The sequence below is a fragment of the Paenibacillus stellifer genome, from assembly GCF_000758685.1.
GTDB lineage: Bacteria > Bacillota > Bacilli > Paenibacillales > Paenibacillaceae > Paenibacillus_AQ > Paenibacillus_AQ stellifer.
Window position 1 is genome coordinate 3,174,516 of the sequence record NZ_CP009286.1, and the last position, 18,671, is coordinate 3,193,186.

An 18,671-nucleotide genomic window follows, 5' to 3' on the forward strand; every position below is an offset into this window, starting at 1 on the left:
CTTGTGCTACTCCGCGTTTTACCCTCGTGAAGCAGTCAAAAAAATAGGCCAGCCGTAATAACCGGTTAACCTGATCATGCAAAAAGGCCGCCTTGTGGGCGGCCTAATCTCGTTCTGCTCTACCGTTCGAGCGACTCCTGTAAAAAGAACTCATAATGAGCTCGCTATCATTGAGGCTCTGTTACAACACCGGCTCACCGCTGAACTTCTTCTCCGTATGGTTCAGGATATTGTCTTCAAGCACGGCGAACTTATCGCCATACTCGTTGATGATATGTCTCTCTCCCCAGGCGCAGAGCGAGTCCAGGATCGGCTGAAGACTCCAGCCGTATTCGCTGAGCTCATATTCCACTTTCGGCGGAACCTGGTTGTAGACGATCCGGTTCACGATACCGTCATCCTCCAGTTCGCGAAGCTGCTGGGTCAGCATCTTCTGGGTAATTGACGGCATTTGCCGTTTCAAATCGCTTGTGCGCATCTTTCCGTGCGTAAGGTGACACAGGATCACGCACTTCCACTTTCCCCCGATAATCTCGAGAGTCGCTTCCACGGGAATATTATATTTTTTCACGGCCATACCGGCACGCCTCCATCTCTTCGGGATTTATAGGTACTTTTTAGTGCCTATGGTACTTTGAAGTACGTACTATTCAAATTTCACGGTTACGTACATAATAACACATACCGGCCGGAGAATACCAGATAGGAGTGAGATTCCATGAAAGAGACAGCGAACCGCAATAGACTGGCACTGCTGGCGCTGGCCATCAGCGCGTTTGCCATCGGCACTACCGAATTTATCAGTGTGGGGCTGCTGCCCCTGATCGCTGAAGATTTTCATATATCCATTACCTTAACCGGATTAACGGTTACCTTATACGCACTCGGAGTAACCTTTGGGGCGCCTGTGCTTACGTCCCTTACGTCGGGAGTTCCCCGTAAGATCTTGCTCCTCGGAATCATGATCGTCTTTGTGCTCGGCAATTCGGTCGCCGCTCTGTCTGGCGGAATCGCGATGCTGCTGATCGCACGGGTTATTAGCGCCCTCTCGCACGGTGTCTTCATGTCAATCGGCTCTACGATTGCCGCCGATCTCGTCCCTGAAGACAGGCGGGCCAGCGCGATTGCCCTCATGTTCTCGGGCTTAACCGTCGCCACAATTACCGGCGTTCCGCTCGGCACCTTTATCGGCCAACAGTTCGGTTGGCGGGCTGCTTTTGCCGCTATTGTGCTCATCGGCATCATCGCGTTCATCGCCAATCTGATTCTTGTGCCCGCGAAGCTTAGAGGCGGCGTAAAGACCCCAGTGCGCGAACAGGTCAAATTGGTTACGAACGGTCCTTTACTGCTCGCATTTCTGATCACGGCGCTCGGCTATGGAGGAACATTCGTCGTGTTCACCTACTTGTCGCCGCTGCTTCACGAGATTACCGGCTTCGCTACCTCGTCGGTCGCCCTGATTTTGCTGCTGTATGGCGTTGCGATTGCCATCGGCAATGTGATCGGCGGTCGCGCCGCCAACCGGAACCCGCTTGCCGCGCTGCTTCGCATGTTCATTCTGCAGGCCGTCGTGCTGCTGATTCTTACCTTTACCGCACCATTTAAGATTCCGGCCCTAATCACTATTTTCGGAATGGGACTGTTAGGCTTTATGAGTGTATCCGGTCTGCAGATCCATGTCGTTACACTGGCCGAACGCTACGTGCCCAAGGCTGTTGATGTGGCTTCTGCGGTTAACATTTCCGCGTTCAACGCGGGTATTGCACTGGGCGCTTTCCTCGGCGGAATTGTCGCCGATTCGCTCGGACTGATCCATACGGCATGGATCGGGGCGCTGATGGTCGCCGGAGCCGTCCTGCTAACTGTGTGGGCGCTTGCTCTGGAGAAGAAGGGCCGGACCGCGAGTCATGCAGCTGCCGGCTATCAGGCGCCTGATTTGGTCTGCGCCGATTCGGCGCAATCTTAACTTAACATTGCTTGACTTTACAAACTCAGCACAGGAGGACTTAATAATGATCACCAATATTCACAGCACTACGACGCTGCATAACGGAATTCATATGCCAATGATGGGACTGGGCGTATTTCAAGTGGAGGAAGGCCGCGAACTGATCGAAGCCGTGAAGTCGGCAGTCAAACATGGATACCGGAGCATTGATACCGCTGCTGTATATGCGAATGAATCCGGCGTGGGTCAAGGCATTCGCGAAGCGCTTGAGGAAGGCGGGTTGTCCCGTGAGGAGCTGTTCGTTACCTCCAAGGTATGGAATGCCGATCTGGGATATGAGGAAACGCTATCGGCTTTCTATGCAAGTCTGGAACGGCTTGGCCTGGAGTACCTCGATTTGTACCTGATCCACTGGCCGGTGGCCGGGAAGTACAAGGATGCCTGGCGTGCTCTGGAGAAGCTGTACCGCGAAGGTCGCGTCCGGGCGATCGGGGTGAGCAATTTTCAGATTCATCATCTGGAGGACCTGCTGGCAGATGCGGAAGTGAAACCTATGATTAACCAAGTTGAATTTCACCCCTATTTGACGCAAAAAGATCTACTGCGCTACACACGGGAGCAGGGTATTCAGTTGGAAGCCTGGGCGCCTCTCATGCAGGGAGGGTTGCTGGATCAACCGGTTCTGAAGGAAATCGCCGGTTCGCATGGCAAAACCGTGCCTCAAGTTATTCTGCGCTGGGATCTTCAGCATGGCGTCATTACTATTCCCAAATCGACGAAGGAGCATCGCATTGCCGAGAATGCCTCCGTGTTTGATTTTGAACTTAGCCTCGAGGATATGGCACGAATCGACGCGCTTAACCAGGACCTTCGCGTCGGTCCCGACCCGGATAACTTTGATTTTTGATTGCTGCTGGGCTAGCACAGACAAGACGCCTCTTATCGAGAAGGGGCGTCTTGCCCATTTGCAAAGATTTGCAACGTTCCATTGCACGATTCTATTGCAACGATATCATTGCACAATTCCATTGCAACGTTCTATTGAAACTATTCCATTTTGCCAAGTTTCTATCTTGCCTGGGTTCTATTTTGAATTTTTCATATGATGAAATTATTATCTATCTCTTACTTATTCTAAGCAAAGCAACGGAGCAAACGGAAAGCAAGAATCATGATTTGCCTTCTTTAGTTTACATAATATATATTATAGTATCACATTCGTTCATTTCGCTTCGCGCCGGACCTGCCGCCCCCTCCTCGCACTTATTCTGTCCGCCCGCTTGAACAGGACCCGCAGAATTGGAGGAACGGCCAGGAAAATAAAGAACGTCCGGAACAACTGGTAGCCCGCAACCATGGACAAGTCAGCATTCACTTCATGAGCGATCAGACTCATTTGATCCATGCCGCCCGGCGCCAGGCTGAGCAGCGCGGTTGCGTGCGACGCTCCGGCGCTCGATGTCAGAAACATGCTTAACAGCCAAGCCCCGCCAATCAGCAGCACACTGCTGCCAAGCGCCAGCGCTAAGGTCCGCACTTTATGCTCCAGGGTTGCAGGCTTCAACAGAAGTCCTACGTAAGTTCCGATCGTCAGCTGCGCCGCAGCCAGCAGAACTTGCGGAAGCGCCGGACCGGATAGACCGCACAGCTGCAGTATCGCAGTTACGATAGCGGGTCCAAGCAGATACGGAGTCGGAAACTTGATTTTCGATCCGAGAACCGCTGCCGCGATGCTCACCGGGATGAACACCAACAGATTTGGAAACAGCCCCGCCCAGGTCGCCTGCTCGGCTGCCGAGAACACACCTGCCGCCGAAGCGCCGCCTCCGCTGACTCCGCCGAGTGGCCCGAAGACCAACAAGGGCACCGTTATGATGATCATCATTAGACGGATAACCTGGGTCACTGTAACGATTGTGATATCGATGCCTTTCGTCTCCTCCGCCAAAATAATCATCTGCGTAAGACCTCCGGGAATGCTTCCAAGCAGCATCGTTTTATAATCGATTCCGGAGATTTTGGAGACAGTCGCCGCAATAAGCGCGCACCACAAGATCAGCATTGTAGTCATGAGCAGCATACTCGGAAGTCCGCGTGACATCTCCTTAAGCGCCGGTGCGGTCATGGCCAGCCCAATCGTATAACCTACGATGATCATCCCTGCGTTTCTAGGTAGAGAAGGCCATGCATAGCAGCCTTTTGCCGCATTGGAACCGATCAGCGAACCAAGCATAGGGCCCAGCAGCCAAGGCAAGGGGAGATTGAAGAGCTGAAATAATATACCGCCGAGTCCAGCGGTTAACAGCGTAATTCCATACTTGGATTTAGGACTTAGCATTTTACGGGCATTTTCTTTCTCCATTACCACTCCCAACTTTCTTTCTCTGTTTAGTACTCCATCAGAACAATTCCAAGGTAGTCAGACGCATTCTCTGCTGTGAATTTCAACTCATGCACTCGGTGCACTGGAAGTCCGGACTCCTGAATAAAGGGCTCGACTCTGTGAAAAAGCACTTTACCGGCAAAACCAAGCGCCTCTGTCCGATAATGCATCGGAATGGCGATCTGAGGCTTGATTAGCCGGACCGTCTCCGCTCCGTATGCACCGTCCAGCGTCCTGGTTCCGCCAACCGGAACGAACAAAACATCGATTCTCCCGATTTGTTCCAGCTGTTCGGCTGTTGGAAGATGACCGAGATCGCCGAGATGGCATAGCCGTAATCCGTCTATTTCGAAGACAAACACGGTGTTCTCTCCCCTTTTCCTACCTCCAACATTATCATGAAAGGTGGAAATTCCATATATGACAGCATGCTCCAGCTCATAACGTCTGGGTTCATTGACGAGCACATAGCCTCCCTCAACAACCTGGACATGGTTATGATCGCGGTGATCATGCGTTACGGCAACGATATCCGCTTGTAGCGAGGGCATGCGATAGCCCAAAAATTTTCCATAGGGATCAATCAGCACCTTGAGTCCGTCTTCCGATGTCAGAAGAAACGATGAGTGGCCATACCATTTGACAATCATTCTGTTCTCCCTCCGTCAATACGGGATCTCCGTCTCCAGCATATCCGCCAAGTTGTATGAATCCAGAACTCCCATAACCTGAAGTTGGATATCCGACATGATTTTATCGAATGAGCCGCGTACCCGGCTTCCGAACAAGTTGTTGCCTGTCGTCTCAAGCATCCCGTCCCACAGCGGTTCCTCTTCATGGACGGAACGGTATACCTCAGCCAAGGTTATCGAGGAAGGAGGCTTCACGAGACGGTACCCGCCTCCTCTGCCTTGCTTCACTTCAATAATCCCGGCCTCGGTCAAACGTGCCAGAATCTTTCGAAGCGCCGTCGGTTCGCATGATATCTTGCCGGCCATCTCGGCGCTGGACACCTGCTCTCTGTCCATTGCCAGCAGGATCAGAGCTTGGAGACCGTACCCGAATCGTTTGACTTGAGCCATCCGAATTTCCAGCTCCCTGCTTCGTATTTAATGTGCGAATTATAGCACACTATCCTCTGTCCAACAACTTACGCATTTTGAAGCTCAGAAGCAAATTGTTTGATACGATCTTCGAACAATCCGCCGCTTTCCTCACTTTTGCCGCTGACCACCCGCAGTACCAGCCTTTCCATCCACGACAGCTTCCCGGGAATAATCCTGTTCCCGAGTACCGCAGATGCCGATGCACGGTTCAAAAGTTCCTTTGGGAACACCTGCTCAAGCTCGGCCTGTGCTTTATCTCCCTCCGCTGCAGCGCAAATGTACAGTCCGATTGTTTTTGCCAAAAGAAGCTGTTGCTGCTCGGTGTTCATATAGGCCGTCAGCTGCTTCTGGACTTGACCGTAATAGATGGAGCCTCCCAATATCACCAAGTCGAAGCGCTGTAAATCGGAGGGCTTAGCCCTCATTAAATTGACCATCTCCGTTCCAGGCCCCAATACATTCTGCAGAGCCTTGGCCGCCTCTTCGGCGCATCCATGTTTGGAGGTGTATAAAATAACGGCATTCATTCGACCGCTCCCTTTCCGTGGGCATATTCAACAGGATTATTGTCATCATTAGGATCACCGGCTCGGCAGCTACCTTTGCTTTCTCCAGAAAGCGCATTAGCAGATTTCGTACGTTCTTCGGGCGGCTTGGAAGATTTATCGACCAACATATTTTAAACATTGTTAATATTTTGATCACTGTTCAGTATATGAGCATACGGAGTTTCGGTCAGTGATGATTTTACTTTTAAAAAACACAAAAAACCACTGCTGATTATTCAGCAGTGGTTCATGTGCTTGGCAGCTTCCTACTCTCCCAGGACCCTTCGGTCCAAGTACCATCGGCGCTGGAGGGCTTAACGGTCGTGTTCGGGATGGGTACGCGTGGAACCCCTCCGCCATCGCCACCAAACGGTTTTTCCGCTCGTATTACTTCCCGGAATCTCTTCAGGAAAATAACCGACTGCAGAAAAATATTTAGGTTCAGGTTTCAGCATCGCCAAATGCTGAAAGCAAATCGTCGCCTCACGCAGCCGCGTGGACTGGTAAAGTTTAGGTCTTGCTCCCTGAAAACTGGATCGAAACGAAACATTGCGTCTTGCCCCTACCCAGTGTTCCGGGGTCCCCGAAAAGTACTCGGTGTACTCTTCGAAGCCTCCGCTTCACTTTTTGGGGTATGCTTATGGGGCCCCCGCAAAGTACTCGGAATCGGCTTCGTCAGCGTCTTCCTCACTTTGTGGGGTAGTCTTGGATAAGCCCTCGACCGATTAGTACTGGTCAGCTCCATGCATTGCTGCACTTCCACCCCCAGCCTATCAACCTTGTCGTCTTCAAGGGGTCTTACGTATTGGGAAATCTCATCTTGAGGGGGGCTTCACGCTTAGATGCTTTCAGCGCTTATCCCGTCCGTACATAGCTACCCAGCCGTGCTCCTGGCGGAACAACTGGTGCACCAGCGGTACGTCCATCCCGGTCCTCTCGTACTAAGGACAGCTCCTCTCAAATTTCCTGCGCCCACGACAGATAGGGACCGAACTGTCTCACGACGTTCTGAACCCAGCTCGCGTACCGCTTTAATGGGCGAACAGCCCAACCCTTGGGACCTACTTCAGCCCCAGGATGCGATGAGCCGACATCGAGGTGCCAAACCTCCCCGTCGATGTGGACTCTTGGGGGAGATAAGCCTGTTATCCCCAGGGTAGCTTTTATCCGTTGAGCGATGGCCCTTCCATGCGGTACCACCGGATCACTAAGCCCGACTTTCGTCCCTGCTCGACTTGTGGGTCTCGCAGTCAAGCTCCCTTCTGCCTTTGCACTCTTCGAATGATTTCCAACCATTCTGAGGGAACCTTGGGACGCCTCCGTTACGCTTTAGGAGGCGACCGCCCCAGTCAAACTGCCCGCCTGACACGGTCCCCGTACCGGGTTACGGTACCAGGTTAGAACCTAGATACGATCAGGGTGGTATCCCAACGTCGCCTCCACCGAAGCTGGCGCTCCGGCTTCCTAGGCTCCCACCTATCCTGTACAGATCGTACCCAAGTTCAATATCAAGCTGCAGTAAAGCTCCATGGGGTCTTTCCGTCTTGTCGCGGGTAACCTGCATCTTCACAGGTATTAAAATTTCACCGGATCTCTCGTTGAGACAGCGCCCAAGTCGTTACGCCATTCGTGCGGGTCAGAATTTACCTGACAAGGAATTTCGCTACCTTAGGACCGTTATAGTTACGGCCGCCGTTTACTGGGGCTTCGGTTCACAGCTTCGGGTTACCCCTAACCGCTCCCCTTAACCTTCCAGCACCGGGCAGGCGTCAGCCCGTATACTTCGCCTTGCGGCTTCGCACAGACCTGTGTTTTTGCTAAACAGTCGCTTGGGCCTTTTCACTGCGGCCCCCTCGGGCTATTCACCCTACCGAGGCACCCCTTCTCCCGAAGTTACGGGGTCATTTTGCCGAGTTCCTTAACGAGAGTTCTTCCGCGCGCCTTAGAATTCTCTTCTCGCCTACCTGTGTCGGTTTGCGGTACGGGCACCTTCTCCTGGCTAGAGGCTTTTCTTGGCAGTGTGAGATCATGACCTTCGCTACTATAAGTTTCGCTCCCCATCACAGCCCAGCCTTATGGTGTACGGATTTGCCTATACACCAGCCTCGCTGCTTAGACGGACATCCATCAGTCCGCGTCACTACCCTCCTGCGTCCCCCCATTGCTCATAACGGATTATGGTGGTACAGGAATATCAACCTGTTGTCCTTCGACTACGCCTTTCGGCCTCGCCTTAGGTCCCGACTGACCCTGAGCGGACGAGCCTTCCTCAGGAAACCTTGGGCTTTCGGCGGATCAGATTCTCACTGATCTTTTCGTTACTCATACCGGCATTCTCACTTGTGTACTGTCCACCAGTCCTCTCGGTCCAGCTTCAACCTATACACAACGCTCCCCTACCCCTGGATCGACTTCACTCCTGCCTCGAAGCCTTGTGTTTATCCCCTGGGAACCATTTGGCCTCAAGCCTGGATAACCGGCTCTTCGGCAAATATGTTCTTGTGATAAACACCGCCTCAAAGAAGCAGTGAAGTCGATCCAAGCCATAGCTTCGGTGGTGTGTTTAGCCCCGTTACATTTTCGGCGCAGAGTCACTCGACCAGTGAGCTATTACGCACTCTTTAAATGGTGGCTGCTTCTAAGCCAACATCCTGGTTGTCTGTGCAACTCCACATCCTTTCCCACTTAACACACACTTGGGGACCTTAGCTGATGGTCTGGGCTGTTTCCCTTTTGACAATGGATCTTAGCACTCACTGTCTGACTCCCGGTTAATCAGTCTATGGCATTCGGAGTTTGACTGAGCTTGGTAACCCTTGCGGGCCCCGCACCCAATCAGTGCTCTACCTCCACGACTGTCATTTCCGAGGCTAGCCCTAAAGCTATTTCGGGGAGAACCAGCTATCTCCGAGTTCGATTGGAATTTCTCCGCTACCCCCACCTCATCCCCGAACTTTTCAACGTTCGTGGGTTCGGGCCTCCAGTGCGTGTTACCGCACCTTCACCCTGGACAGGGGTAGATCACACGGTTTCGGGTCTACGTCCACGTACTCATTCGCCCTATTCAGACTCGCTTTCGCTGCGGCTCCGGCTCCTCGCCTTAACCTTGCACGTTAAACGTAACTCGCCGGTTCATTCTACAAAAGGCACGCCATCACCCCTATAATGGGCTCTGACTTCTTGTAAGCACACGGTTTCAGGTACTGTTTCACTCCCCTTCCGGGGTGCTTTTCACCTTTCCCTCACGGTACTGTTTCACTATCGGTCGCCAGGGAGTATTTAGCCTTGGCAGATGGTCCTGCCGGATTCATACGGGGTTTCACGTGCCCCGCACTACTCGGGATCCGTCTCGGAGGGAACAGACTTTCAACTACAGGGCTTTTACCTTATCCGGCGGGCCTTTCCAGACCTCTTCGTCTACCCTGTTCCTTTGTAACTCCATGTGAGACGTCCCACAACCCCAGGGAGCAAGCTCCCTGGTTTAGGCTGTTCCGCGTTCGCTCGCCGCTACTGACGGAATCACTCTTGTTTTCTCTTCCTCAGGGTACTTAGATGTTTCAGTTCCCCTGGTCTGCCTCTTCATTGCCTATGTATTCAGCAATGAGTGACTGTGCATTACCACAGCCGGGTTTCCCCATTCGGACACCCCCGGATCAACGCTTGCTTACAGCTCCCCGAGGCCTTTTCGTTGTTCGCCACGTCCTTCTTCGGCTCCTGGCGCCTAGGCATCCTCCGTGTGCTCTTACTAGCTTAACCAACGCTCTGGCGTTTGGCTGTTTCTGCTCCGCTTGGTGGAATCTCTTCTCCGCCGCTTACGCTGCTTCGAACACCGTTTCCATCCAAATTCGCTCAACATCCAAACCCCTTCGCTCTAAGCATCACTTACTTCAACTTGCTAGACACAAGTTTCAGCTAAAAGATGTTCTAAAACGCAATTTTCGTTTCGGTATCCAGTTTTCAAGGATCAATCTCTGAATTCTTCGGTCGATCACAGATTGTGCCGATGAAGAATTCGGAGAGTCGTCCAGACCAAGGTCTTTCCGACTTTGAGAGCTTGAACTCTCAAAACTGACCAACAAGTGAGTAACAGGCCGAAACCTGATTTTTTGAATGTCTTTGCTACGAAAGACGATTCTCCATAGAAAGGAGGTGATCCAGCCGCACCTTCCGATACGGCTACCTTGTTACGACTTCACCCCAATCATCTACCCCACCTTCGGCGGCTGGCTCCCTTGCGGGTTACCCCACCGACTTCGGGTGTTGTAAACTCTCGTGGTGTGACGGGCGGTGTGTACAAGACCCGGGAACGTATTCACCGCGGCATGCTGATCCGCGATTACTAGCAATTCCGACTTCATGCAGGCGAGTTGCAGCCTGCAATCCGAACTGAGACCGGCTTTATAAGATTGGCTCCACCTCGCGGTTTCGCTTCCCGTTGTACCGGCCATTGTAGTACGTGTGTAGCCCAGGTCATAAGGGGCATGATGATTTGACGTCATCCCCACCTTCCTCCGGTTTGTCACCGGCAGTCACTCTAGAGTGCCCAGCCTGACCTGCTGGCAACTAAAGTCAAGGGTTGCGCTCGTTGCGGGACTTAACCCAACATCTCACGACACGAGCTGACGACAACCATGCACCACCTGTCTCCCCTGTCCCGAAGGCCGCGCCTATCTCTAGACGTTTCAGGGGGATGTCAAGACCTGGTAAGGTTCTTCGCGTTGCTTCGAATTAAACCACATACTCCACTGCTTGTGCGGGTCCCCGTCAATTCCTTTGAGTTTCAGTCTTGCGACCGTACTCCCCAGGCGGAGTGCTTACTGTGTTAACTTCGGCACCAAGGGTATCGAAACCCCTAACACCTAGCACTCATCGTTTACGGCGTGGACTACCAGGGTATCTAATCCTGTTTGCTCCCCACGCTTTCGCGCCTCAGCGTCAGTTACAGCCCAGAAAGTCGCCTTCGCCACTGGTGTTCCTCCACATCTCTACGCATTTCACCGCTACACGTGGAATTCCACTTTCCTCTTCTGCACTCAAGCCATCCAGTTTCCGATGCGACCACAGGTTGAGCCCATGGTTTAAACACCAGACTTAAATCGCCGCCTGCGCGCGCTTTACGCCCAATAATTCCGGACAACGCTTGCCCCCTACGTATTACCGCGGCTGCTGGCACGTAGTTAGCCGGGGCTTTCTTCTCAGGTACCGTCACTCTCTTAGCAGTTACTCTAAGAGACGTTCTTCCCTGGCAACAGAGCTTTACGATCCGAAAACCTTCATCACTCACGCGGCGTTGCTCCGTCAGGCTTTCGCCCATTGCGGAAGATTCCCTACTGCTGCCTCCCGTAGGAGTCTGGGCCGTGTCTCAGTCCCAGTGTGGCCGTTCACCCTCTCAGGTCGGCTACGCATCGTCGCCTTGGTGAGCCGTTACCCCACCAACTAGCTAATGCGCCGCAGGCCCATCCCTCAGTAACAGATTGTTCCGTCTTTCATCCTTCCTTCAGGCGAAGAAAGGAATTATCCGGTATTAGCTACCGTTTCCGGTAGTTATCCCAGTCTGAAGGGCAGGTTGCCTACGTGTTACTCACCCGTCCGCCGCTAAGTGGTTCGGGAGCAAGCTCCCTCACCACTCCGCTCGACTTGCATGTATTAGGCACGCCGCCAGCGTTCGTCCTGAGCCAGGATCAAACTCTCCATTAAAGACGCGACTTCGTCGCGTTGCCCGTTCCGGAATGGGTCGATCTCAGCTGAGCCGATCATTCCGGAACGAGTATAGAAAGAGATGATTTGCTCATTTTGAATCTGACGAGAATTAAATTCTCTTAGTACTCACTCGTTGTTCAGTTTTCAAAGATCAAGCTTCAATTAAGACTTTCATTGTCGCTTCGCTTTCGCATCAGCAACTTTTATATCTTATCACAACCAAGTCATCAACGCAAGCTTTTTTTATTTCTTTTTTTGAATCAACAGCTCGAATTTCTTGGCCGGAATAAGAATATATCATATTCAGACAGAGTCAATCAAGTGGAAGATTCAACCGGCTGCTTTTGCACTGTCCCTTTTTGTATAGGAATGATGCGAGTAAGCAACATTTTGCACCAGTTGTCGATTCTTAAAAGTACTGTGATTTTTAGAACTGGCAGAATTTGCAATTATGATAAAGTAAGTAGAGTCAATAGGATCGAACAATCGCACTTAATATGAGGAGGTATACGAATGAGCATCAGCAATGCTTTTCTGACTTTTGCCAAGGAGGCACCGCAGCAGCAGAGTGCTTGGAGCGAGCTTGTGGAACGTTTGGACATCGCCAGTGCACTGGATAAGAAGACGCAAGCCCTCGCATATTTGGCGGTCTTGGCGGCAGCCCGTCTGGTGGGCGGGATTCCTTTCCATGTCAAACAAGCCAAAGAACTCGGCGCAACAAGAGATGAAATTATCGGCAGTATTCTGGTCGGACTGCCCGCTGTCGGCAATGCTGTTATTCAGGCGCTGCCTGCTGCGCTTTCCGCTTTTGATGAGGAGTAAAGCAAAAACGGCTGCGGAGAATATTCACCTTTCCCTCAGCCGTTTCCCCTAATCTAACTGCTCCTGAAATGACAGACGCTTGGTGCCCATATTCGGGCTAGCAAACTATTGCCGTCCATGGTCAACCTCAGACAGCCTTAAATAGTAGATCCGCCAAACCGGTCTTCGCCCGATGATGCGAAACGCTCAAATCTTCATCAATCAATCTGCGCAACCTTCCATTCTCCCTGTTTATTTTTCAAAAGAGAGATCAAATAGGTTCCTTCCGATAAATAACCGTTATCGTGTATGGCCTGATACTCCAGCAGAAAATCCACCCGCTTCGTATTCTTAGGCTGTCCCTCATAGGTCAAAGAATTGAAGCGGTACTTGACGTCCGGACTGAAGAGATAGCTGAAATAATCCGCGGTCTCCGGGGAATACATAGAGGAGTTGAACAGCTCCCGGTCATTCGCAGCCCAGCCTTTCAGACAGTCCATTACCGTGTCAACAATCTGCTTCTGCCCTTCCCCGCTGAGTGTGGGGCGCATAACATACACGCCAGGCTCGGGAAGCTGTCTCTTCTCCAAATACTGGGCCGATCCAACCATTTGCGTAAAAAGAAGAAGCCATTTATCCCTCTCTTCCACCGTTAACCGGACCTCGGCCGTGTACGGCTTGCCATGTACGGTGAAGGCAAAATAATCCGCAGACGTCTCGCTGTCTCTCGCTGTCCCCTTGTACTCTTTGTACGGCAGCAAATCCGGCTCGTGCTCATTCGCTTGCACCGTCAGATTGCCCGGGTGAAAGACGAGGTAATTACGCTGATCCGGCGTTCCCCATGCCTTACTGCTCCCAAGCGTGAATTCCACCATGGTCTCCGGAACAAAAACGGCAATCGGCGTCAGGGGATCGCTTAACAGCTTGGCATTGACATCGCCGCCGTCTATAACATAGCCACGTCCCGAGCCGTCATAATCCGGCACCTTGCCGTCCGTAAAGATCGACTTGGAAGCGGCAGCTGCGAACGATCTAACCGGAGTAGGAACGGCACTCTTGGCGGCAGGCGTTACCGGTGAAGATGGCAAAGGTGAAGACGGGGCAGTCAGAGAATCAGCGGTATATCCGGGTGCAGATGTTGTGCTATTCTTGGAGGCTTCGTTGTCCGCCGCACAGCCCATCAGGAGGGTTAGCGGGATTAGCGAAGCCGCTGCGCATTTTCGAGTCCAGTTCATGGAACAATCACCTCATTCCCCAGACGGAATATCTCTGGAAAAAGTTACATCTTGTTCCTCAATCCAATCTCACTAAAATCCGAAAATGCTTAATCCGCCGTCAATAAGCAGAGTCTGACCAGTCATATAATTGGCGGCATCCGAAGCTAGGAACACAACCGGACCAACAAGTTCTTCCAGACTGCCGACCCGTCCCATCGGGGTACGGTCTGTAATCCGTTTCAGGTAGACCTCATCATTCAGCAGCTTCTCGGTCAGCGGTGTACGGAAATACCACGGGCCTACCGCATTGACCCGGATGCCGTATTGCGCCCATTCCAGCGCCAGATTCTTGGTCATCTGGATCATGGCCGCTTTGGTCGAACCGTACACAACGCCTGTGCGCAGCGCCGTATGGCCGCCGACGGAGGAAATATTAATGATGCTGCCGCCTCCCTGCTCCTTCATGATCCGGGCTGCAATTTGAGAGCCCATGAAGGCTGACTTCAGGTTGGTGGACATAATGATCTCCCATTCCTCATCGGTCACGTCAATGGCGGGAGTGCGGATATTCATCCCTGCGTTGTTCACCAGGAGATCCAGTCCGCCCAAATCGGCGGAAGCGCGGTTAATGGCATCCTCCAGTTGCTCGCGGCTCGTGACATTGGCCGGGTAGCAGAAGCTCCGGGACGACGAATGCTCGGCAATTAGCGCCGCTGTAGCCTCAAGATCGCTCTGTGTACGGGAGAGCAGCGCGACGTCGCATCCGGCTTCAGCCAGGCCGACGGCAAGCGCGCGCCCGATTCCTTTTCCCGCTCCGGTGACGAGCGCTTTTTTACCCTGCAGATTGAAAGATGGCAAGTACATGGTTTCCCCTCCACGATCCTGTTATTTATTGACTCTACCGGATTTGCCGGCGTGCAGCGTGCTGAAATACTGGCTCGGATTGCCCTGCTGGGAATTATGCTTCTCCTCAAAAACTCCACCGGTATACTCGCTGATTACCTTGTGCCAGAACGTTCTGGCCGGTGTATTGGCGCGGATCTGCGACACCTTCCAGTCCCCCTGGAACATGTCGAACAGCCGGTGGGCAGCCCAAGTGCCGACGCCGAATCGGCGGTATTTCTGCATCACAAAAAACTCGGTCATATAGAACTCGCCTTCCTTGCTGCGAAGGAGCCTGTCCACCAGCGCAAAGCCCGCAGGCCGCTCATTGCAGGTGATTAAATAGGCAAATTTATTGTGGCCGCTGTTCCAGTAGGCTTCAAGCCCCGGATAAGCGGGAAAAGCACCTTCCCGGTCCACATCCAATTCCAGATAGCGGGTGAAATCGTACAGATAGAACTGCATCAATCTGCTGATAATCGCTTTTCGCTCGGCGGGAACAAGCTCAAGTCCAAGTTCCATTGGAGTCACCTCTGCTAGTCGCTTTTTGTGTTTCTTACACATGATATAACTTTGCTATCCAAGGAGCAAGGCGACAAGGCAGGCTCTTAAAAAAGTAATCCGAAGCGAAACATGTTAAAATGAGTGCATTACGATTTTTATCGGAAGAAGGTGACCTCATGAGCATTCAAAAATGGAGCGACCGTCAGAAGCTCGATCTGAAGCTGCCGGCCATGCCCTGGTTCGTCCGCCAGTTCATCAATTACAAGCTCCCCGATCTTTCGCCTTCCTCGTTGCTGGAATATGTGCGCGATTATGAGTCGTTCTTCGGATGGCTGCGCGCTGAGGGCATCTCGCAGGCGTCTTCCAACGCTGAAATTACGCTGCTCGATCTGGAGACGCTCCATATGGACAGCATCACCGGCTACCGTCTCCATCTGACCTCGCGGGCCGAGAGCGCCAATTCACGAATTACGGTATCCCGCAAGCTGTCCGCGCTGCGCTCATTGTTTCATTACCTAAGTCAGATTGCCGAGGATGAAAATTTCTACCCGCTGCTCAAACGAAACGTCATGGCCAAGGTAGAGATCAAACGTGTTCACAAGCCAAAAGATACAGCCGCCAAGCTGAAGGGCAAAATTCTGGAGGAGGATGAGCTGCTGGAGTTCGTCGGATATATTCTGGAGGGCTATGGCAAGGACGTTGAGGACAATAAGCAGGCGTATTACGCTTTTCAGCTCAATCGTGAACGGGACGCCTGCATTGCCAGCCTGATTCTCAATTCCGGTCTTCGCGTATCTGAAGTCGTCAATTTGAACGTGGATGATCTGGACCCTAATAACAAGCTGCTGTATGTATTCCGCAAGGGCAACAACGATGAGACCTTTAAGACTCCGGTATATTTCCGGGAGCAGGCCAAGGACGAGCTGATGGCCTATTTAACTCTCAGACAGACAAGGTACAGCACACCGAAGAAGGAAAAGGCGCTGTTCGTCGCGAAGCCCAACGGAAGCAATGAGGGCAAGCGCATGACGAAGCGGGCAATTCAGGAAATGATCATCAAATACGCCAAGCGGTTCGGCAAGCCGTATTTGACGGTCCACAAGCTCCGGCATTCTTTTGCAACCGACTATTATCTTCAAAATGATATTTACAAAACGAAGGAACAGCTCGGGCATGCCTCCACGGAGACGACCGAGGTCTATGCGCATCTTACAGACAAGACGATGTCTGAGGCGATCGAGCGGCGTCAGGATTCCTGAGGTTGGAGCAAATCGTACAGTTGAGTTAGCATCCGCCCAGATAATCTTTAGTCTGCTTCTTAGAAATCAGGCCGCACCGAGAGGGTACGGCCTATTTTTGCCGATCCGGCCTTTATGCTGCCTTTTAACTGTGAGGAAAAGTAGGCAAGATAGGCGTTGGATGCTTGAACCGCTCTAAGATGGACGAGCTGCAATCTATGTTTTTCTATTATGAATTTTTCATATGTTGTAATTCGATAATAAGTTGTGTTGCTGCTGTAAAAATCCCGCGACCGCTTGCGGATCGCCGATTTCGAACACAGGGCAGCCCAAGGCGGCTAATTTGCTCAACGCGAGCATATCCGGCCAGCAGACGGCAGCTTTCACATTTTTCAGACGGACGAGCAACTCCAAATCCTCATGCTCCCGGATCAGAACCATTTTGGGAAGGTCCTCGTCCTTAAACCCTTCGACAAGCACATAATCATATCTGACAAAACCGTTCACGAGTTCCTTCAAGCTTCTGCTTCTCGACTCCCAGACATAGGAGCTCTCATTCGACGTGATGGACACGGCTTCCGCTCCGGCTTCCCGATGAAGCCAGGTGTCCGTTCCAGGCCGATCGGCCTCGAAGCCGTGGACGTCATGCTTGATTACAGCCACGCTGAATCCCTGCCTGCGAAGAATCGGAATCAATGCGCCAATCAGCGTCGTCTTGCCCCTGTTCTTATAACCGACAATTTGACAGACGGCAGGTCTGCGGCCTCTCCTAGCGGCTTGTCCCAATAAAGGACGAACTCTGCCCTGCACGCGACTGCTTGACCCATTACCTTTGGTCGCAAGCCTTGTCCCGCAGTGGCGTTTAAGAGAGCGTTCCCTATGCCGAGAAGAGACTTCCATCGTCCTCATCATGGCAGCTTGATAAAGCGAACCTTTGAGCCCGCGATGAGTCCCCGCTCATCCGGCGAGACGACCAGCAGACAGTCGCTGTCCTTGATCGTGACCATTACCGAGGATTCATCAATAGAGGCCGGGTAAGCGTGCATAACTCCATCCTGCAGCTCCAGACGCGCTCTCACGAAGCGGGTAAAATTGTTGACCTTCTGGTAGTCCTTCGCCAGCACCGCGACTCCTTCGGGAAGAAAAGGAGATGGAGCACCCTGCATCGCAGCCAGCACCGGATAAGCGAATAGATGAAATCCGACGAAGCAGGCGCCCGGATTGCCGGACAGCGCGATGATAGGCGTTCCGCCGCGAACGGCTGCCGTCGTTACGCTGCCGGGACGCATGGCGACCTTGTTGAAGAGCATGCCATCCGGGTCTTCACGGATCAGATCGCCCATAATATCATAATCGCCGACTGACACACCGCCGATGGTGATCACGAGATCATAAGCTTCCAGCGCCATCTCCACCTTCGTGCGCGCAAGCTCCAGATCGTCGGCGATGGCGCCCAGCATCACCGGCTCGCCGCCCGCTTCCCGAATCAGCACCTCCAGCATCGGCGAATTGCTGTCCCGGATCTTGCCGGGTTGGAGCGGGTCGCCAACTCCAAGCAGCTCGCTTCCCGTCGCGAATATCGCCGCCTTGGGTCGCCGGATCACCGGAATCTCGGCGATGCCGAAGGCCGCCAGAACGGCAATGTCACCGGCCGTGATTTGCCGGCCTGCCTCCAGCACCTTGTCCCCGCTGCGGATTTCAAATCCCCGGGGCGTGACGTTGCGCCCGGCCTGGATGACCGTGCGTACGCCAACCCATGACACGCCATCTTCCTCACGCGTCATCGTCGCCTCCAGCATAACGACCGCGTCCGCTCCCTCCGGAACCTGCGCTCCGGTCATGATTCTCGCCGCCGTACCCGGCGTAATCTTCGCTTCCGATACGAACCCGCAGGGAATTTCATCGACAACCCTGAGCCATACGGTCTCTTCGTCTCTCGCCGCTCCCGTATCCGCCGCAATGACTGCGTAGCCGTCCATTCCGGAACGATTGAACGCCGGAAAGGGATGCGGCGCTGTAATATCCTCCGCCAATCTGCGTCCGGCCGACTGTCTGATCGGAACGTTCTCCATCTCCAGCGGAGAGGCATATGCCATAAGCTTCTGCTGAGCCTCATGCACCTGAACCACTTTTCTGCCGAACTTGCCGCTCTTGGTGGTCTCTTCCATCATGACGATCCCTCCGTTATCCCATAGTAATAACTCCCGCCTAGTACTGCTTCCCTCCGAATCCGTTTCATTGTAACATACCGGAATAATCGTCCCCAAACCTGTAAAGATGTTCCCGATAACGAGAAAAAGCGGGCATGTCTGATGACATACCCGCTTGATGACATACCCGCTGT

The 18,671-nt window shown here is 52.8% G+C and carries 15 protein-coding genes and 3 rRNA genes; 4 read left to right on the forward strand and 14 right to left on the reverse strand.

Going from position 1 to position 18,671, the window contains the following annotated elements:
• Nucleotides 1-181: 181 nt before the first annotated feature.
• Complete coding sequence (locus tag PSTEL_RS14655) at nucleotides 182-577, reverse strand: winged helix-turn-helix transcriptional regulator (protein WP_038696384.1); 396 nt, start codon at nucleotides 575-577, stop codon at nucleotides 182-184.
• A gap of 141 nt (nucleotides 578-718) precedes the next feature.
• On the opposite strand from PSTEL_RS14655, the gene PSTEL_RS14660 reads away from it, so the two are divergent.
• A complete protein-coding gene (locus tag PSTEL_RS14660) occupies nucleotides 719-1,966 on the forward strand; it encodes an MFS transporter (RefSeq protein ID WP_052098505.1) in 1,248 nt (415 codons plus the stop codon).
• A gap of 46 nt (nucleotides 1,967-2,012) precedes the next feature.
• A complete protein-coding gene (locus PSTEL_RS14665) occupies nucleotides 2,013-2,855 on the forward strand; it encodes an aldo/keto reductase (RefSeq protein ID WP_038696386.1) in 843 nt (280 codons plus the stop codon).
• Between the two features lie 315 nt (nucleotides 2,856-3,170).
• On the opposite strand, the gene PSTEL_RS14670 is transcribed toward PSTEL_RS14665, so the two are convergent.
• The 8 genes from PSTEL_RS14670 to PSTEL_RS14700 form a co-directional block, all read right to left on the reverse strand.
• Nucleotides 3,171-4,310, reverse strand: a complete 1,140-nt coding sequence (locus PSTEL_RS14670) for an AbrB family transcriptional regulator (protein WP_052098506.1) — start codon at nucleotides 4,308-4,310, stop codon at nucleotides 3,171-3,173.
• A gap of 26 nt (nucleotides 4,311-4,336) precedes the next feature.
• Nucleotides 4,337-4,981: an MBL fold metallo-hydrolase gene (locus PSTEL_RS14675; protein ID WP_038696388.1), complete on the reverse strand. Its 645-nt coding sequence runs from the start codon at nucleotides 4,979-4,981 to the stop codon at nucleotides 4,337-4,339.
• Between the two features lie 15 nt (nucleotides 4,982-4,996).
• Nucleotides 4,997-5,413 (reverse strand): Rrf2 family transcriptional regulator, encoded by a 417-nt coding sequence (locus PSTEL_RS14680; RefSeq protein WP_038696390.1) that lies wholly within the window; start codon nucleotides 5,411-5,413, stop codon nucleotides 4,997-4,999.
• Nucleotides 5,414-5,481: 68 nt separating this feature from the next.
• Entirely contained in the window at nucleotides 5,482-5,964 is a 483-nt protein-coding gene (locus tag PSTEL_RS14685) for a flavodoxin domain-containing protein (protein ID WP_038696392.1), read from the reverse strand.
• Entirely contained in the window at nucleotides 5,961-6,113 is a 153-nt protein-coding gene (locus tag PSTEL_RS27970; RefSeq protein ID WP_169744584.1) for a hypothetical protein, read from the reverse strand. The genes PSTEL_RS14685 and PSTEL_RS27970 overlap by 4 nt, the downstream gene beginning before the upstream one ends.
• A gap of 125 nt (nucleotides 6,114-6,238) precedes the next feature.
• Nucleotides 6,239-6,355: ribosomal RNA gene (gene rrf, locus PSTEL_RS14690) — 5S ribosomal RNA — on the reverse strand.
• 335 nt (nucleotides 6,356-6,690) lie between these two features.
• Nucleotides 6,691-9,741 (reverse strand): 23S ribosomal RNA (locus PSTEL_RS14695).
• Nucleotides 9,742-10,127: 386 nt separating this feature from the next.
• Nucleotides 10,128-11,682: ribosomal RNA gene (locus tag PSTEL_RS14700) — 16S ribosomal RNA — on the reverse strand.
• Together the 16S, 23S and 5S rRNA genes form the textbook arrangement of a ribosomal RNA operon.
• Nucleotides 11,683-12,198: 516 nt before the next feature.
• Between PSTEL_RS14700 and PSTEL_RS14705 the strand changes: the two genes are divergently transcribed.
• Nucleotides 12,199-12,507, forward strand: a complete 309-nt coding sequence (locus PSTEL_RS14705) for a carboxymuconolactone decarboxylase family protein (RefSeq protein ID WP_038696394.1) — start codon at nucleotides 12,199-12,201, stop codon at nucleotides 12,505-12,507.
• Nucleotides 12,508-12,704: 197 nt separating this feature from the next.
• On the opposite strand, the gene PSTEL_RS14710 is transcribed toward PSTEL_RS14705, so the two are convergent.
• From PSTEL_RS14710 to PSTEL_RS14720, 3 genes are all read right to left on the reverse strand, one after another.
• Complete coding sequence (locus tag PSTEL_RS14710) at nucleotides 12,705-13,721, reverse strand: hypothetical protein (RefSeq protein ID WP_038696396.1); 1,017 nt, start codon at nucleotides 13,719-13,721, stop codon at nucleotides 12,705-12,707.
• Nucleotides 13,722-13,793: 72 nt separating this feature from the next.
• Complete coding sequence (locus tag PSTEL_RS14715) at nucleotides 13,794-14,567, reverse strand: SDR family NAD(P)-dependent oxidoreductase (RefSeq protein ID WP_038696398.1); 774 nt, start codon at nucleotides 14,565-14,567, stop codon at nucleotides 13,794-13,796.
• Between the two features lie 21 nt (nucleotides 14,568-14,588).
• Entirely contained in the window at nucleotides 14,589-15,107 is a 519-nt protein-coding gene (locus tag PSTEL_RS14720; protein WP_038696400.1) for a GNAT family N-acetyltransferase, read from the reverse strand.
• A gap of 158 nt (nucleotides 15,108-15,265) precedes the next feature.
• Between PSTEL_RS14720 and xerS the strand changes: the two genes are divergently transcribed.
• On the forward strand, nucleotides 15,266-16,348 hold the full coding sequence (xerS, locus tag PSTEL_RS14725) for a tyrosine recombinase XerS (RefSeq protein WP_038696402.1): 1,083 nt from the start codon (nucleotides 15,266-15,268) through the stop codon (nucleotides 16,346-16,348).
• Nucleotides 16,349-16,567: 219 nt separating this feature from the next.
• On the opposite strand, the gene mobB is transcribed toward xerS, so the two are convergent.
• The gene (gene mobB / locus PSTEL_RS14730; protein ID WP_052098508.1) at nucleotides 16,568-17,113 is read right to left on the reverse strand and encodes a molybdopterin-guanine dinucleotide biosynthesis protein B; all 546 of its coding nucleotides are present in this window, start codon (nucleotides 17,111-17,113) and stop codon (nucleotides 16,568-16,570) included.
• A 122-nt stretch (nucleotides 17,114-17,235) separates the two neighbouring features.
• Nucleotides 17,236-18,498: a molybdopterin molybdotransferase MoeA gene (locus PSTEL_RS14735; protein WP_038696404.1), complete on the reverse strand. Its 1,263-nt coding sequence runs from the start codon at nucleotides 18,496-18,498 to the stop codon at nucleotides 17,236-17,238.
• Between the last annotated feature and the right edge of the window lie 173 nt (nucleotides 18,499-18,671).

What these genes read in the sequence shown, in the direction of transcription:
- PSTEL_RS14655 (WP_038696384.1), bottom strand. Translation starts at nt 577, where the DNA reads ATGGCCGTGAAAAAATATAATATTCCCGTGGAAGCGACTCTCGAGATT.
- PSTEL_RS14660 (WP_052098505.1), top strand. Translation starts at nt 719, where the DNA reads ATGAAAGAGACAGCGAACCGCAATAGACTGGCACTGCTGGCGCTGGCC.
- PSTEL_RS14665 (WP_038696386.1), top strand. Translation starts at nt 2,013, where the DNA reads ATGATCACCAATATTCACAGCACTACGACGCTGCATAACGGAATTCAT.
- PSTEL_RS14670 (WP_052098506.1), bottom strand. Translation starts at nt 4,310, where the DNA reads ATGGAGAAAGAAAATGCCCGTAAAATGCTAAGTCCTAAATCCAAGTAT.
- PSTEL_RS14675 (WP_038696388.1), bottom strand. Translation starts at nt 4,981, where the DNA reads ATGATTGTCAAATGGTATGGCCACTCATCGTTTCTTCTGACATCGGAA.
- PSTEL_RS14680 (WP_038696390.1), bottom strand. Translation starts at nt 5,413, where the DNA reads ATGGCTCAAGTCAAACGATTCGGGTACGGTCTCCAAGCTCTGATCCTG.
- PSTEL_RS14685 (WP_038696392.1), bottom strand. Translation starts at nt 5,964, where the DNA reads ATGAATGCCGTTATTTTATACACCTCCAAACATGGATGCGCCGAAGAG.
- PSTEL_RS27970 (WP_169744584.1), bottom strand. Translation starts at nt 6,113, where the DNA reads ATGTTGGTCGATAAATCTTCCAAGCCGCCCGAAGAACGTACGAAATCT.
- PSTEL_RS14705 (WP_038696394.1), top strand. Translation starts at nt 12,199, where the DNA reads ATGAGCATCAGCAATGCTTTTCTGACTTTTGCCAAGGAGGCACCGCAG.
- PSTEL_RS14710 (WP_038696396.1), bottom strand. Translation starts at nt 13,721, where the DNA reads ATGAACTGGACTCGAAAATGCGCAGCGGCTTCGCTAATCCCGCTAACC.
- PSTEL_RS14715 (WP_038696398.1), bottom strand. Translation starts at nt 14,567, where the DNA reads ATGTACTTGCCATCTTTCAATCTGCAGGGTAAAAAAGCGCTCGTCACC.
- PSTEL_RS14720 (WP_038696400.1), bottom strand. Translation starts at nt 15,107, where the DNA reads ATGGAACTTGGACTTGAGCTTGTTCCCGCCGAGCGAAAAGCGATTATC.
- xerS (WP_038696402.1), top strand. Translation starts at nt 15,266, where the DNA reads ATGAGCATTCAAAAATGGAGCGACCGTCAGAAGCTCGATCTGAAGCTG.
- PSTEL_RS14735 (WP_038696404.1), bottom strand. Translation starts at nt 18,498, where the DNA reads ATGATGGAAGAGACCACCAAGAGCGGCAAGTTCGGCAGAAAAGTGGTT.